Origin of the sequence: Kribbella sp. NBC_01505, from assembly GCF_045040285.1 — a bacterium.
Taxonomy (GTDB): domain Bacteria; phylum Actinomycetota; class Actinomycetes; order Propionibacteriales; family Kribbellaceae; genus Kribbella.
This window is the reverse complement of sequence record NZ_CP109425.1, coordinates 8,800,240-8,814,704: the sequence shown is the minus strand read 5'-3', so window position 1 is coordinate 8,814,704 and position 14,465 is coordinate 8,800,240. Positions and strand designations below refer to the sequence as shown.

Sequence of the window (14,465 nt, the reverse complement as noted above, 5' to 3'; positions counted from 1 at the left end):
TCAGGCCGTCGCCCGAAGTTCGCCGAGATGATCCGCGATCAGGTTCAGCAGCCGGCGAGGCTGCTCGACCGGTGCCATGTGTCCGCCGGCGACGGTCAGGGTGGTGAACCGCGTGGTGACGTCGGCCCAGCCGGCAGCGTCGGCGGCGGTGACGACGGGATCAGCGTCCCCGCGCAACGCCAGAATGGGTACGTCGATTATGACCGGCGGCGCCGGCTCGTAGAGCTCATGCGCGGTCACATCGGCTCGGAGCGCCGGCAGGACCAAGTTCCTCAGCTCGGGATGGTGTAGCGCGGGATGGTCATAGCCGACCGTCCGGGCGACCGAAGCAACCAGGGCGTCGTCGTCGAGGTGGCGACGGCCGTGGTCGCGGGCGATGTCCAGGGATGCGATACCGCTCAGAACCAGGCACTGCGGCTGGGTCCCACGGCCCAGCAGCGCTCTGGTCAGCTGGTAGGCCAGCATCCCACCGGAGGAGTGTCCGAATACGACGAAGGGCTTGCGCGGGTCGGCCATGGCCAGCAGTTGCTCGGCGGCGTCCTCGGCCGCCTGTGCCAGATCATGGTGTGCGGGTTCGTGAAGGCGGTCCTCCCGGCCGGGACGCTGGATCGAGCACAACGTCACGGTGGGCGGTAGCTCGGACTTCCAGGACCAGAAGAACGACGCCCCGGCTCCGGCGTGTGGCAGGCACCCGAGGACGAAGTCCAGCTGGCCGGCCGGAGCTTGCTGGGGGTCGTCGCCGTGTTCACCCAGCCAGCTGGCCAGCGCGGCCTGCGTCGGGTGACGGAAGATGTCATCGATCCTCAGGCGCGGGAAGCCCTGCCGGCGAAGCTCCTCGGCAAGCCGGGCGGCGAGCAGCGAGTTGCCTCCGGACCGGAAGAAGTCCTCATCGGGGCCGGACCCAGCCGGCAGCAGGTCGGTCCACAACCGGCGAACCAGATCGCTCACTCGTCCGGTTGACTCCCCGGTCGGGGCTTCAGGTCCGCCGGCCGTCGGCGTGGAGGCGGCCAGCGCGCCACGATCGACTTTTCCGCTCGTCGTCGACGGAAGCTCGCTGAGCACGGTCACGGTGGCCGGGACCATGTAGCCCGGCAGAACCCGGGAGAGTTCGTCGCGCACGGCGCCGGAGTCGAGATCGCCGGCGCCGGCCACGTAGGCCTCGATTCGCTCGCGCTCCGGCAGCGCCGCGTCGGCCCTGAACACCACGGCACCTTGCCGCACCCCGCGCAGCTGCCCGATGGCCGCCTCCACTTCCCCCAGCTCGATGCGGTGGCCACGCAGCTTCACCTGGTCATCCGTTCTGCCGTGGTATAGAAGCTGCCCGGCCTCGCTCCAGGCAGCCAGGTCACCGCTACGGTAGAGGCGGCGAGGCTTGCCGAGGACCAGGGCGTTGACGAACTGCCGCGCGGTCAGGTCCGGACGGTGAAGGTAGCCGCGGGACACGCCCGGGCCGGCGACCCAGATCTCTCCGACCTCCCCAGGCCGGGCGAGCCGGCCGTCCGCGCCGACGACATACAACTCCCATCCGGGGATCGGGGCGCCGATCGGGTACCGCGTGCCGGCCGTTCCAGTGATCTGATGAGCGGTGCAGAACACGGTCGTCTCGGTGATTCCGTACATGTTCACCAGACGCTGTGGATGGTCTCGATAGCGAATCCGCCACCGGCTCAGATGAGGAACCTGCAGGGTTTCGCCGGCCAGGATCACGAGTCGGATGCCGCTGAGATGCTCGGGTGAATCCGCATCGACCTCGTCAAGCAAGGTGAAGGCTGACGGCGTCTGGCACAGCACTGTCACCCCGTGCCTGATCAGCAACTGGTGGAGCTCTGCCGGATCTCTTCCCGTCTCGGGACAAGCGATCACCAGGCGCCCGCCCGTGCTCAGGCACCCCCAGATCTCCCAGACCGAGAAGTCGAACGCGGCAGCGTGCAGAAAGCTCCAGACGTCGTCGTTGCGGAGACCCAGCAAGGGCACCGTCGCGTCCAGCATGGCGGTCACGCTGCGATGTTCGACCAGTACACCCTTGGGGCGGCCAGTGCTGCCCGAGGTGTAGATGACGTAGGCCAGGTCACGGTGACCCGCCGGCACCGGGAGTTGTTCGAAACGACGACCTGCTTCGGTGAGATCGGGCACCGAGATACGCCGGACCGTGTGTGGTCCTGCTGGCGTGGACCGGTCGGTGACAACGAGGGCGGCGCCGGTCTCGGCCAGCATCAACTGCGCACGAGCCGCCGGCGTGCCGACATCGATCGGCACGTACCCGGCGCCGGCCCGCCAGACGCCCAGCATGGCGAGGACGAGGTCGATGCTGCGCGGCAGGCAGAGGGCGACCAGATCGCCGTGCTGGACACCGGCGGCGGCCAGGCCTCGCGCGACCAGCATGGAGCGCTCGTCGAGCTCCTCGTAAGTCAGGTTGGCGTCCGGTCCGACCACCGCCGTGGCATGGGGATCGGCGGCGGCGCGCGCGAGCACCCGCTGATGGACGGTCTTGGGCTCTGCCGACTGGTCCGGAGCACCTTGCGACCATGCGGCCAGACGCCGCCGCAGGTCCGTCGGTAGATCGGCGGCCAGGTCCCGGCCATCGGTCATCGGGGCGTTCACGTCGCGCCGCGCGGTGCATCGTGGTACAGCGCTTCGGCTGCCGCGTGGACGACGTCGAGACCGAGGTGAGATATGCCCAGTGCCTTGTTGAGGGCGGCCATGTCGGCGCAGGTCCAGTACTGGTAGCGGTCGGGGATAGGGTTCGCCGACAGCCGGACCGTCAGTTCCTTGCCGGCCCGGAACTCGGAGCACCACTCCAGGAGCTTCGCGAAACTCACGGCATGACCCGACCCGAGGTTGTAGACGCCGACCGGTATCGGGTCCCTGAGAATACGCAACAAGCAGTCGACGACGTGCTCGACCGGTACGTAGTCTCGAGAGGCTGTCAGGGTGTCTGCGAAGAGCCGCACCGCGCCATCCGCCGCTGCTCCTTGGACGAGCTGCGAAATGATCGACGCCATCGCGCCCTTTGAGCCTTCTCCCGCACCGAAGACGTTCGTGTAGCGCAATCCGGCCCAGTTGAACCGACCGGGCGCTATCTCGGGCACCAGGCGGTCGAGTTGGAGCTTCGACCAGCCATAGGGGTTGAGCGGACCGGTGCAGATCAAGCTGTCGTCGGCTGCGCTCTCTGGTACCGCCGCGTGGCGGTGAATCCGCCCATACACGCTGTGCGAGGACGCATAGACGAAGACCGTACCGGCGTCCGCGCAGACCCGTGCCAGTTGTACCGCCTTGGTGACGTTCGTCGAGTGCAGCCGATCCACGTCGGTTTCGAGTGTGTTGGTGATCGCGGCTTGGTGCAGGACCGCCACGAACCGGCCGTCACGCACCAGTGACAGCACTTGCGGCGCGGCGAAGTCGCTGCGAAGCTCCCGCGTAACCGGACCGGCATCGGCGGGCAGCGGCCGCAGGTCCACCGCGGTTACCTGCCATCCCTCGAAGGCAGCTGCCCTGACTAGGTGGCAGCCGACAAAGCCCGCTGCGCCGGTGACCAGAAGCTCGCCCTTTCCGTCGCGAGCAGCCTTTCTCCTCATGGCGCCCGGGTTCCGGTGACCTGCGCCTGCTCCCGCGCGGCGGCCTGTTGGATCATGGCGGTCGTGGACCGCCCGGCCAGGTACGGCATCGTGACGACCTCGCCGCCCCAGGACCTGACCAGGCCGTGCTCTGGAATATCGGCTCCGTCGTAGTCGCCACCCTTGACGAAGAGGTGCGGCCTGAGCTCGGCCAGGAGGCGCAGCGGAACGTTCTCCTCGAAAACGGCCACTGCATCGACGAAGGACAGCGCCTGCAGCACCGCCACCCGGTCGAGGGCGGGCACGACTGGCCGCCCTGGACCCTTCAGTCGCGCGACCGAGGCGTCACTGTTGACGCAGACGATGAGGCAGTCGCCGAGCTGACGGGCCTGCTCCAGCATCCGCACGTGACCGCTGTGCAGCACATCGAAACATCCGCCCGCCGCGACCACCGTGCCGCCCGCGCCGCGAACTCGGTCGCCCAGACCTAGTGCGTCGACCAGTGGGCGCTCCCTCGACCGTGGCCGATCGCCGAGGCCGGCCGGACCACCGGATGCCACATAGTCGGTCGCCGCTGAGACGGCGTTCGTGACCGCTTCGGAGATGTGTTCGCCGTTGGCGAGGCAAAGCGCGGCTGCGACCGCAAACCTGTCGCCGGCGCCGCAGACATCCGGCACACGATCAGCAGACAGCACCGTCTTCGCTGTGGTGACCGGAACGACGAGCGGTGTCCCGTGCGGGTGCTGAACCAGCACGGCACCCTGCTGGCCACGTGTCACCGCTACCGCGGCTGCCTGCCAGCGTTGAACCAGGATCCGGGCACGGGCGATGTCCGTCGCGAGCCCGTCGCCCGGCGGACGGGTGACGAAGTGGCGCGCTTCACTGCGCGACGGGGTGATCAGGCGAGCTCCCCGTACTGGACGGCTGCCGCGTGGATGAGGGTCCCAGACGAGCGGAATTCGGCTTGCTGCAACAGGCAGCAGCCGCCGGACCTGCGGCTGACTGACCAGACCCCGCCCGTAGTCGGCGACCAGGACGGCGTCTGCCGCGCCGAGCACCTCCGCGGCGGTGTCGAGCCGCCTGCCACGGACGGATGCCGTCGGTGCAGTGTCGTCGATCCGCAGGAGAGTGTGCCCGGCCACCCGGATCCGCGTCTTGATGGCGGTGCGGCCGGGCGATCCGAGATCGACCAGCCGCACACCCGCAGCCTCCAGCATGGTCCGCAGCGCCTCGCCGGCCTCGTCCTCGGCGAGCGCGGTGACCAGGGTCACGGGCTGGCCGGCATCGGCGCCCAGCAGCGCTGCAAGGCCGGCGCCACCAGGACGCTGGACGGTGCAGCTCTTGTCGACGACCGGTACCGGCGACTCCGGCGAAAGCCGTTCTGCCCGTCCGATGACATCGCGGTCCAGTAAGACGTCACCGACCACAACGAGCCCTGCACTCCAGGAGTGTGGCGGACGAACGCCGGACATTCTCCACCTCCACCATGGCGGAAACAGCCTGAACAGGCACGATAGCCCAACGCATCGCACCGTGAAATCAGTTCACTGGGCCTGCCGGCGAATCGGGCCTATTGTTTGCCGGGAAAGCAGCAGAGGAGTCAGTTGTGGTGCGGCGCGCAGTCGACGGCACGGAATCAGCGGGCCGGTGGGCAGTTCGGGCTTATGAGAACGGCCTGGATTGCTTCGCCGACACCTATAGCACGCTGCTGACCAATCTGAGTGTTGATCCGCGCGTTCTCGGTGATTACTGGGGTTACGACTACGGGCCACCGCTGCCGGATTTCGAACCGTCGTTCATGCGAATCAGGGCGAGCCATTACGAATATGGTCACAGCATTCGCCGGTGGTACGGTATCAGCGAACGGTGTATTAGTCACGGGTCGTCCGAGGCCCTGTGGGACCATGTGCGGCTGGTCCTCGGAAACGGTCGCCAAGTGGTCGTCCAGGTCAACACGTTCGCCTACCCGCGGTCGCCGTTCTACCAGGCTGTCCACTACCTGCACAGGATCGTCATCACCGGTATCGAAGCAGGTGCTGCCTACGTTGTCGATGACCTGCCGGTTCGCTCCTTCCGGGGCTGGCTGGCGGTGGCGGAGCTCGACCATGCCATCGCCTTGGCCGGAGCAACCGAGCACCTCGGTGCAGCCGCCAAGCCGTTCTTCACCATCGACCTGCCCGGGCCGATCGCGTTCAGTTCACCGTCCGCGGACACTCTGCGGGATGCTCTGGTCGGCAACACCCGGCGGTACCTCGTCGGCTCCGACGCCGTGGATCAGCCGGTCGGCCACCATGCCGCCAAGCGGTTCGTCGCCGACGTTCGTCGCTATGCCGAAACGGCTCGCGTGGTCGATGACCGCGTCCTCCTGCGCGGCGTCAGCTTCCTCAGCGTGCTGACCAGGCAACGCAGGCAGAACGCGCAGTTCCTCGGCCTGGCCGGCGACGCCCTCCGGGTGGATCTGTCCGAGGCCGCGACGCAGCTGCGTCAGCTGTCTGATCGCCTGGACGGTCTGCGTGCGGCGTTCTTCTTCGGTGCTTCGGCCAAACGTCCGATCAAGGAGCACCTGAGCCATGTCGCCGACGAGATGGCTGGGATGTTCGGCGACGAGTACGAGTGCATGCGCCGCCTGTCGAGCCTTGTCCCCGGCTAGCGGCGGCTGTCTGTGCAACTGACGCTGTTCCGCGGTTGGACAGCCGGACGTCAGCCGATCGGAAGCAACTGCTGGTCGACGACCGTCACGGTCGGCGCGAGCAGGCCGTCGTGGTCGCGGTGGGTCATTAGCTCGATCGCCCTGTCATGCACGGGCCACAAGAGGCCCTGCGGCGCCCTGTTCGGCGGCCACACCCGGGCATCGACGACGTTCCATCGGGCCAGCGCATTGAGCAGGAGCGGATCGGCCGGCAGCCATCGATCGCCGACCCGGAATTCGGTCCAGATATGGACCGCGGCGTACGGCCGTGCGACGAAGTAGCCGGCACTGATGCGAACGGGCAGGCCGAGTTCTCTTCCTTGGCTGACCAGATAGGCCGCCGCGAGCTCACAGTTCGCCAGGCCGGTCTCGGCCAGGAAACCCAGATCCGTGTTGAGCGGGTAGGCGAGGAGATGGAACTGGAGTGGCAGCAGACGATCGATCAGGGCGGTGAAGGGGTCACCGAAGAACCAATGTTTGCTGGCCAGCCTCACCTCGAACCCGAACAAGCCCGGACCCAGCTCGCGGAAGCTGGCGGGCTGGGTGGCCGCGACCAGCCGCGGATGAACCACGAAGTGACAGTCCCCGGCGTGCCCCGGTGACGGACACGACGACGAAATGTTCATCAGGTTCCGCACTTCGTGATCGGGTACGAGTTGCGTGAGCGCCTTCGACCACCAGCGCATGGCCATCCAGCGGGGACACCGTAACGCCAGGGCCAGGCCGACATTGGACAAATCGAGACTGTCGAACATCCGGGCCGGGCCGGAGCCACGATGCGGTAATCCCTGGTCGAGCAGCTGGGTCAGCAGATCTGGGCCGACCCGGTGGATGCGGGCCGCCGTGCTGATCGATTCCGAGAAACGCCTCGAACTGTCCGGTACCCGCCGAATTCGATCGACGACCTCGCGAACCTGGCCGGCCGAAGAGAATGATTTGTTAATTGTCGCTCCCGGCATATCAGTTTCTGGTGCCGTATCATCTTTCTGGCCCGCCTGAGCGCTGTCAACGAGGGTGTTGACGGATATCGACGACGCGGGCCGGACAGGAGGTCGTGGCGGATGAACGTTCATGGCCGCTTGTGGTCGGTTTTCGTCGTTGCTCTGGACCTCGACCCCGAAGAGGATGTTTCCCGGCTGAGACATCGGGATCACCCCCGCTGGGACTCACTCGGTCACCTCGCGCTCGCCCTCGCGATCGAGGAAGAGTTCGACGTCGAGCTCGAGACCGATCAGCTCATCGGTCTGGACAGTTTCGGCACCGCCCTGAAAATTCTGTGCGACCTCGGCGTACCGGTGACCCGATGACACAGCTTGTCGCACCGTCCGCCGAGATCATCGATGCAGCCGGCGGCGACCGGCTTCGGGGGACCGGCCTCGCCGCAGCGCTGGCGCCGATCCTCCGGGCCTACGACGCGTTGCCTCCTGGTGTCGTCGTGGTCCGGGCCGCGACGACGGTCAGCTCGGTCCTGCGGTACCTTGCGGCGATGGCGGCCCGCCGGCCGGTGTTGTTACTCGATCCCGGGCTTCCGGCGGCCGTAGTCGTGACCTTGGTCGAGCGGTACCAGCCGGCGGCGATGGTCGGACTGGAACAGGGTCCGCACCTGTACGGCTGCGTTCATCCGGCCGGCTACGGCGCGGGGCAGCGCCCGGGTCTGGGTGAGGTCTGGCTTCGCGGCGTCAGTGCGGGCCCGGCACCGCATCCCGATCTCGCCGTCCTCTTGGCGACGTCGGGATCGACAGGCAGTCCCAAACTGGTTCGGCTGTCGAGGGACGCCGTGTTGGCCAACGCCAAGTCGATCGTCGAGGCGCTCGGCATCGACGATCGTGACGTCGCCGTCACCAGCCTGCCGTTGTTCTACAGCTATGGCCTGTCCGTCCTGAACAGCCATCTGATGGCGGGTGGGAGAGTGGTGGTAGCCGCGGGTGGTGTGTTCTCTTCGGACCTCTGGCAGGCGTGTCGCAGTCATGGTGTGACGTCGTTGGCCGGTGTGCCGAGGCACTACGAGATGCTTGCGCGCATTCGCTGGAGTCCGGCGTCGGTTCCGACCCTGCGGCAGCTGACCCAGGCGGGCGGACGAATGCGTCCGGAGCTCGCCCTGCACCTGGCCCGGCAGATCACCGCCTGCGGAGGCGGCCTCTCGGTGATGTACGGCCAGACCGAGGCCACTGCGAGGATGACCGTACTGCCGTCCCATCGGCTCGTTGAGAAGGTTGGCTCGGTCGGACTGCCGGTGCCGGGTGGAAGCCTCTGTGTCCGGAGCCGCGACGACGCGACCAGCTGCGCGCCACATGTCACCGGAGAGGTCGTCTACAGCGGTCCGAACGTGATGCTCGGCTATTCGGACGACGCATCCGACCTGGCCCGGGGTGACCAACTGGGCGGCGTACTGGCTACCGGCGACATCGGCTCCCTGGACAGCGAGGGTTTCCTCTTCCTGACGGGACGAACCAAGCGCATCGCCAAGATCTTCGGCGTTCGGATTGATCTCGACAACCTGGAGCAGATCGCCGGAACGCGGGCCGGAACGGTCGCCGCGGTCGGCACGGACGACAGCGCCGTCATCTGGTGGCCGGGGGCAACTGACGAGGCGGCAGCGGACCTGGCCCGGACACTGGCCGACCAGCTGCAGGTCCACCGATCCGGACTCCAGGTCCGTGGCATCGACGAACTACCGACGTTGCCGAACGGTAAGACCGACTATCGACGCTTGACGGAGGAGGCGACGCGATGAGCCGGCCGACGGCCTTCACGCTCGAGCAGAGCGCCCGCGAGGCGATCCTGCTGCCGGCCCTGCGAGAGCTCGTCGAGTATCACCGGTCGAACTGCACCGAATACCGACGGATCCTTGACGCGCTCGGACACCAGTCGCACCGCAAGTACCACCACGTGTCCGACCTGCCGTGGCTTCCCGTCGGGTTGTTCAAGCACCACACCATCCGGAGCATCGCCGAGCAGGATGTTTTCCGCGTCCTGACGTCCAGCGGAACGACCGGCGTGAAGAGCCGCATCCATCTTGACCGGGAGGCGGCAGCGACCCAGCAACGTGCGCTCGTAGCAACGCTGCGGACGGTGGCCGGAAGCCGGCGGCTGCCGATGCTCGTCGTGGACACGAAGGCGCTCCTGCGCGAGCGTGGACCGGTGTCGGCCCGTGCTGCCGGCGTACTGGGCATGATGAGTATCGGCCGTGACCACACGTTCGTCCTGGACGAGAGGAATCAGCCCGACGGTGGCGCCGTCGAGTCGTTCCTGCGAACCTACGGACACCAACCATTTCTCATCTTCGGTTTCACCTTCATGGTGTGGATTCATTTGTTCGAGCTCGCGGTCGGGCGGCGATTCGATCTGGCCAACGGTATTCTGATCCATTCGGGTGGCTGGAAGAAGCTCAGCGATCTGGCCGTGGACAATTCCGAGTTCCGTCGGCGGTTCGGTGCGGAAACCGGACTGCGACGTATTCACAATTTCTACGGGATGGTCGAGCAGATGGGCACGCTGTTCCTGGAAGGCCCGTCGGGCGGGTATCTGTACTGTCCGGACTTCGCGGACGTGCTGATCAGGGATCCGTCGACCTGGCAGGTTGCTCCCGTCGGCAGCCCAGGGGTGGTGGAGGTGGTCAGCACGCTGCCGCTCTCGTACCCGGGTCACGCTGTGCTGACCGAAGACGTGGGTGTGGTCCACGGTGTCGACGATGGCGACTGGCCGGGGAAGCGGTTCACCGTTACCGGGCGGGTCCCGAGGACCGGGAGTCGCGGATGCGCGGACACGGAGGGGGTGGTGCCGGATGCCGCTGCAACTAAGGTTCCCCGAGCGGGTCGTGACCGAGCCGACGCCGGCGGTTGACCAACTCGGCCGCGAACCTGCGGGGGGCCGGCTCGCCTTCGGCGACGACCGGACCTTCGACTTTCTCGTTGCCTTTGGCAAGCACCTTCGATCGCTCGGTTTGATCCGCCAGTATCCCCAGCTCGGAACGCTCGCCCTGTTCCTGCGCCAGGGCGCTCTGCGGCGGGTCGTAGAGGCCGTCGCCGCGCCGGCCGGAGCCCTGCGATTCCCGCGTGGCGTGATCTTCCATGTGCCGCCGAGCAATGTCGACACGGTGCTCGTGTACGTGTGGGCACTCGCGGCGCTCGCCGGCAATCACAACGTCGTGCGCATCCCGTCACGGACGACGCGGCTGACCGATATCCTAATCGGCGCGCTGAACGAGACGCTGCGCAGTGCGCATCCGGCCATCGCCCAGACCCAGTGGATGGTTGCCTACGGACGCGACGAAGCGACGACCACAGCGCTCAGTGCTACATGTGACCTGCGCGTACTCTGGGGTGGCGACGACAGCGTCGGCGTGCTGCGACGTTTCCCGCTTTCTCCGTCGGCCCGGGACCTGACGTTCCCGGATCGATCGTCCTTCGCGGTGATCTCGGCCGCCGCCTGGCTCGGCGCATCGCAGACGGTTCGGCGGACGGTGGCCGAAGGTCTCTGCAACGACGTCTACTGGTTCGATCAGGCGGCCTGCGCGTCACCTCGGGCCGTCTTCTGGGTCGGACCGAATGCCGTCGTCGACCAGGCACAGCCGTCGTTCGTCTCGGAGCTCGAGTCAGTCGTTGCCACCCGCAACCCAGCGGTGGATACCTCGATGGTTCTGCAGAAGTACGTCGCGGTCTGTGGACTGGCCGCGGACGGGCGCGCTCAGAGCATTCGGTTCTCCAGCAATGCGATCACCCAGGTCGACCTCACCGGGCCAAGTAGCATACCGCGTCATTGGCTGGGCGCAGGGACCTTCGTGTGGAGCCGGATCGATCGGCTAACAGAGCTCGCAGACATCGTCGAGCGCCGCGACCAGACAATTACCCAGTTCGGATTTTCCGCGGACCAATTAGAGGAGCTGGCCCGGAGCTGTGCCGGTTGTGGAATCGATCGAATAGTGCCGATCGGCCGGGCGCTTGATTTCTCCCCAGTGTGGGACGGCTACGAGCTATTGCACGAATTCACCCGACTCACCACAATCAGCGTTTGACCGACCGTTCGAAAGGTGGGCAGATGACGGCGCTTACAGCGTTCAGCCGGGTTCGGCGGCATCTGCCCCCCTATCTCGCGCTGACCGGCAAGCTCGCCGGCCGGGGCGCGGTCGAGCAGGCTGCGCGGGCGAGCCGGGTGGAGTTGTCCGACGGACGGTTCGCGCTGGACTTCGGCTCGTACGCCGTGACGCTGCTCGGCCATCGTCCCCCGGCGGTGGTCGAGGCCGTTCGACGCCAGCTCGACACGATGCCGACCTCGACGCGGAGCTTGGTCAGCCCGGCTACCGCGGCGGCCGCGGCCGCCGTCGTCGAGTACCTCGGTGGCCGGTTGTCTCGGGTCTACTTCGGCCTGGGTGGCGCCGACGCCGTCGAGGCCGTCATCAAGCTCGCCTGGCTGGCGAGCGGTCGGCGCCGGATTGTTGCGGTCGAAGGCGCGTTTCACGGCAAGTCGCTCGGTGCACTGTCCCTCACGCACAACCAGAGGTTCCGTGCCGGTCTCGTCGACGTCCTTGCGCCCGTCGTGCACGTCGCGGCCGGCGATCCGGACGCCGTCGCTCGAGAGGTGGCCAAGGGCGATGTCGCCGCACTGGTCTTCGAGCCTGTGCAGGGGGAGAACGGGGTCCAGGAGCTGGATCCTGATGTGCTCCGCACCTGGTGTGCGGCCGCAGCCGAGCACGGTACGTTCGTGGTTGCCGACGAGATCCAGTGCGGCCTGCGCAGGTGCGGCGATCGCTCAGTCGCTCTTGCGGCCGGGCTCCCGGTCGACGCGGTGCTGCTCGGTAAGCCATTGGGCGGTGGCGTGGTTCCGCTGTCGGCCGCGGTCTGTAATGAACGGCTGTATGCGCCGCTCGTGGCGGACCCGATGGTTCACACAGCGACCTTCTCCGGGCATCCTCTCGCGTGCGCGGCGCTGCCGGCCGCTCTCGAATCGATTGAGCTGCTGGCCGGCCGCGGCCGCACGATCGCCCGGGTGTTCGGGGCCGGGCTCGCACAGATCCATACAGCTCGGCCCGACCTGGTCAGGGCGGTGCGGGGGCGAGGCCTCCTGTGGGGCTTGGAGCTACCCTCGCCCCATATCACCGGACGACTGATCGTGGGCCTGGCGCAAGCCGGCCTGATCGTGTCGCCCTGTATGAGTCGCTCGACCACGTTGCGGCTGCTGCCTCCCTTGGTCGCTGACGACAGTGACCTGAGTGAGGCCCTGCAGATCCTCGCCGCTGTCGTCGGCACCTTCACCACGACGGGAGGGTCATGACCAGCTGGTCGGCTCCGCGCGCGGATGCAGCCAGGGATCTGTTTGCTGGGCGGATCCGCCTGATCCGGATGTTCGGCGCGGGCGGCGCACTACTTGCCGTAGGTCTGGCCGCGGTCCATCTGGTGGCGGCGCTGCTCCCGATCGCAGGTGCCGCAGCGACCGGACACTTCGCCGGCACACTGACCGGAAGCTCCGATGGCAGTGTTCTCCTAGCGACCGTCCTGCTCATCTCGCTGGCCGTGGCCCTACGCGGTGCCGACGAGCTTGCTAACGTGCTCGGAGACGTTCTGTCCCGTCGGATCGACGGATCGGTTCGACGGCATCTCCGGCGGCTGGCGCACAGTCCGGCGGGAATCGGACACCTCGAGGATTCCGGTTTCCATGACGACGCGCTCCGGGCCTCCGACACTGGGCAGGGGATCGGGCAGTTGCGATCGCCCGGGACCGCCGCGGTGGGCCAGCTCGTCCTGCTATTCCGGTTCCTGTCCGCACTCGCCGGTGCCACCCTGCTCGCCACCTTCAGCGTCTGGCTTGCGGTCGCATTGCTGGCGGCATCGCTGATCGTCCGGCTCCGCCTGCGTCGGCAGTGGGTCGGCCTTGTGGGGGTCAAGGACGCAGACGCCGACGGGCAGCGCCGTCTGGGTTACCTCTCCGACCTGGCTGTGCTGTCCGGCGCCAAGGATCTGCGCATCTACGGCTTGGCAGATTGGTTGCTCCGGCGGCAGACTGCGTTGGCGCACAAGGTCCACGGCCCAACCTGGCGTGAGATGTGGCGGGTACTTCGCAGTCAGAAGCTGGCCCTCGGACTCGGCACTGCGTCGGTGGCCGTCGCCCTGGGGTTCCCGGCGCATTTGGCCCTGACAGGGCAGATCGGCTCTGCGGGTCTGGTGACTGCGGTGACGGCGGCCTGGACCGTCTTTGCGATCAGCTCGGTCGGACAGGAGGCTTTCGATATCGAGTACGGGCTCTGCGCGGTCCGCGCCCTCGATCGGCTCGATGAGCGGTATGGCCCCATCGGTAGCCTGGGCCAGAGGAGCCTGCGGGATCAAGAGTCGCATCGCCGGGTGACGCATGCGTTACTAAGACCACCGACGGTTCGGTTCGAGGACGTAGGTTTTGCCTATCCGAACAGTCCGCCGGTACTCACCGGCCTGTCGCTGACGCTCGAACCGGGCCGGACGATCGCGGTGGTCGGGCGCAACGGAGCTGGCAAGACCACGTTGATCAAGCTCCTGGCCGGACTCTACTCACCGACCACGGGGACGATCACCGTCAACGGGCGCCGGCTGTCCGAGCTCGACCAGGCTTGGTGGAGACGGCAGCTCACCGTTGTCTTCCAGGACTACCTGAAGTACCCGGCCACGCTGGCCGACAACGTCGCCATGTCCTCGCCCGAGCGGCTCGGCGATCGCGATGCCGTCGTTCGTGCTCTCCATCGAGCCGGTGCGAGCGATCTGGTTGCCGCCCTGCCACAAGGGCTGAACACATCACTGTGGCGCGAGGGCGACAAGGGAGCGGAGCTCTCCGGAGGACAGTGGCAGCGCATCGCGATCGCCCGCGCTCTCTTTGCGGTCGCGCACGGCAGTCGGCTTCTCGTGCTTGACGAGCCCACCGCACAACTGGACGTCAGGGGTGAGGCAGCCTTCTACGAGCGGGTGGTAGATCAGAGCCCCGACACGACCGTGGTGCTGATCTCGCATCGGCTATCGACGGTGCGCTGGGCAGATCACATCGTGCTGCTCCAGGACGGGTCGGTCGCGGAGCAGGGGAGCCACGACCAACTGATGTCGTACGACGGCGAATATCGCAGGTTGTTCGACCTACAGGCAGCACGGTTCATGGATGGGTCTCAGCAGTCGCCGGCCCGTGACGCCGACCGGTGAAGGACCGGACGGCCGTCCTGCGCCATGTCTTTGTGCTGTCCGTCCGCACAGACCGCCGGACGGTGGTCG

The 14,465-nt window shown here is 67.2% G+C and carries 11 protein-coding genes; 7 read left to right on the top strand and 4 right to left on the bottom strand.

Annotated features, from left to right (window positions below; translation table 11 throughout):
* The 3 genes from OG474_RS41410 to OG474_RS41400 are packed head-to-tail and all read right to left on the bottom strand — an operon-like array spanning position 1 to position 5,026.
* Positions 1-2,589 (bottom strand): amino acid adenylation domain-containing protein, encoded by a 2,589-nt coding sequence (locus OG474_RS41410; RefSeq protein WP_405059141.1) that lies wholly within the window; start codon positions 2,587-2,589, stop codon positions 1-3.
* A gap of 8 nt (positions 2,590-2,597) precedes the next feature.
* Positions 2,598-3,575, bottom strand: a complete 978-nt coding sequence (locus OG474_RS41405) for an NAD-dependent epimerase/dehydratase family protein (RefSeq protein WP_405059140.1) — start codon at positions 3,573-3,575, stop codon at positions 2,598-2,600.
* On the bottom strand, positions 3,572-5,026 hold the full coding sequence (locus OG474_RS41400; RefSeq protein WP_405059139.1) for a PfkB family carbohydrate kinase: 1,455 nt from the start codon (positions 5,024-5,026) through the stop codon (positions 3,572-3,574). The genes OG474_RS41405 and OG474_RS41400 overlap by 4 nt, the downstream gene beginning before the upstream one ends.
* 134 nt (positions 5,027-5,160) lie before the next feature.
* Between OG474_RS41400 and OG474_RS41395 the strand changes: the two genes are divergently transcribed.
* The gene (locus OG474_RS41395; RefSeq protein ID WP_405059138.1) at positions 5,161-6,204 is read left to right on the top strand and encodes a BtrH N-terminal domain-containing protein; all 1,044 of its coding nucleotides are present in this window, start codon (positions 5,161-5,163) and stop codon (positions 6,202-6,204) included.
* A gap of 50 nt (positions 6,205-6,254) precedes the next feature.
* Here OG474_RS41395 and OG474_RS41390 read toward each other — a convergent pair whose 3' ends face one another.
* Positions 6,255-7,202 (bottom strand): transglutaminase domain-containing protein, encoded by a 948-nt coding sequence (locus OG474_RS41390; RefSeq protein WP_405059137.1) that lies wholly within the window; start codon positions 7,200-7,202, stop codon positions 6,255-6,257.
* A gap of 102 nt (positions 7,203-7,304) precedes the next feature.
* On the opposite strand from OG474_RS41390, the gene OG474_RS41385 reads away from it, so the two are divergent.
* From OG474_RS41385 to OG474_RS41360, 6 genes are read left to right on the top strand one after another with little or no spacing between them, the layout of a single operon-like run.
* The gene (locus OG474_RS41385; RefSeq protein ID WP_405059136.1) at positions 7,305-7,550 is read left to right on the top strand and encodes a hypothetical protein; all 246 of its coding nucleotides are present in this window, start codon (positions 7,305-7,307) and stop codon (positions 7,548-7,550) included.
* Positions 7,547-8,977: an AMP-binding protein gene (locus tag OG474_RS41380; RefSeq protein WP_405059135.1), complete on the top strand. Its 1,431-nt coding sequence runs from the start codon at positions 7,547-7,549 to the stop codon at positions 8,975-8,977. The genes OG474_RS41385 and OG474_RS41380 overlap by 4 nt, the downstream gene beginning before the upstream one ends.
* The gene (locus tag OG474_RS41375; protein ID WP_405059134.1) at positions 8,974-10,086 is read left to right on the top strand and encodes an acyl-protein synthetase; all 1,113 of its coding nucleotides are present in this window, start codon (positions 8,974-8,976) and stop codon (positions 10,084-10,086) included. Before OG474_RS41380 ends, OG474_RS41375 begins: the two co-directional genes overlap by 4 nt.
* Positions 10,061-11,257 (top strand): acyl-CoA reductase, encoded by a 1,197-nt coding sequence (locus OG474_RS41370; RefSeq protein WP_405059133.1) that lies wholly within the window; start codon positions 10,061-10,063, stop codon positions 11,255-11,257. The genes OG474_RS41375 and OG474_RS41370 overlap by 26 nt, the downstream gene beginning before the upstream one ends.
* Positions 11,258-11,280: 23 nt before the next feature.
* Positions 11,281-12,513 carry an aspartate aminotransferase family protein gene (locus tag OG474_RS41365; RefSeq protein WP_405059131.1) on the top strand — a complete coding sequence of 411 codons (1,233 nt, stop codon included), beginning with the start codon at positions 11,281-11,283 and terminating at the stop codon, positions 12,511-12,513.
* Positions 12,510-14,396 (top strand): ABC transporter ATP-binding protein, encoded by a 1,887-nt coding sequence (locus tag OG474_RS41360; protein WP_405059130.1) that lies wholly within the window; start codon positions 12,510-12,512, stop codon positions 14,394-14,396. Before OG474_RS41365 ends, OG474_RS41360 begins: the two co-directional genes overlap by 4 nt.
* The last annotated feature ends 69 nt before the right edge of the window (positions 14,397-14,465 follow it).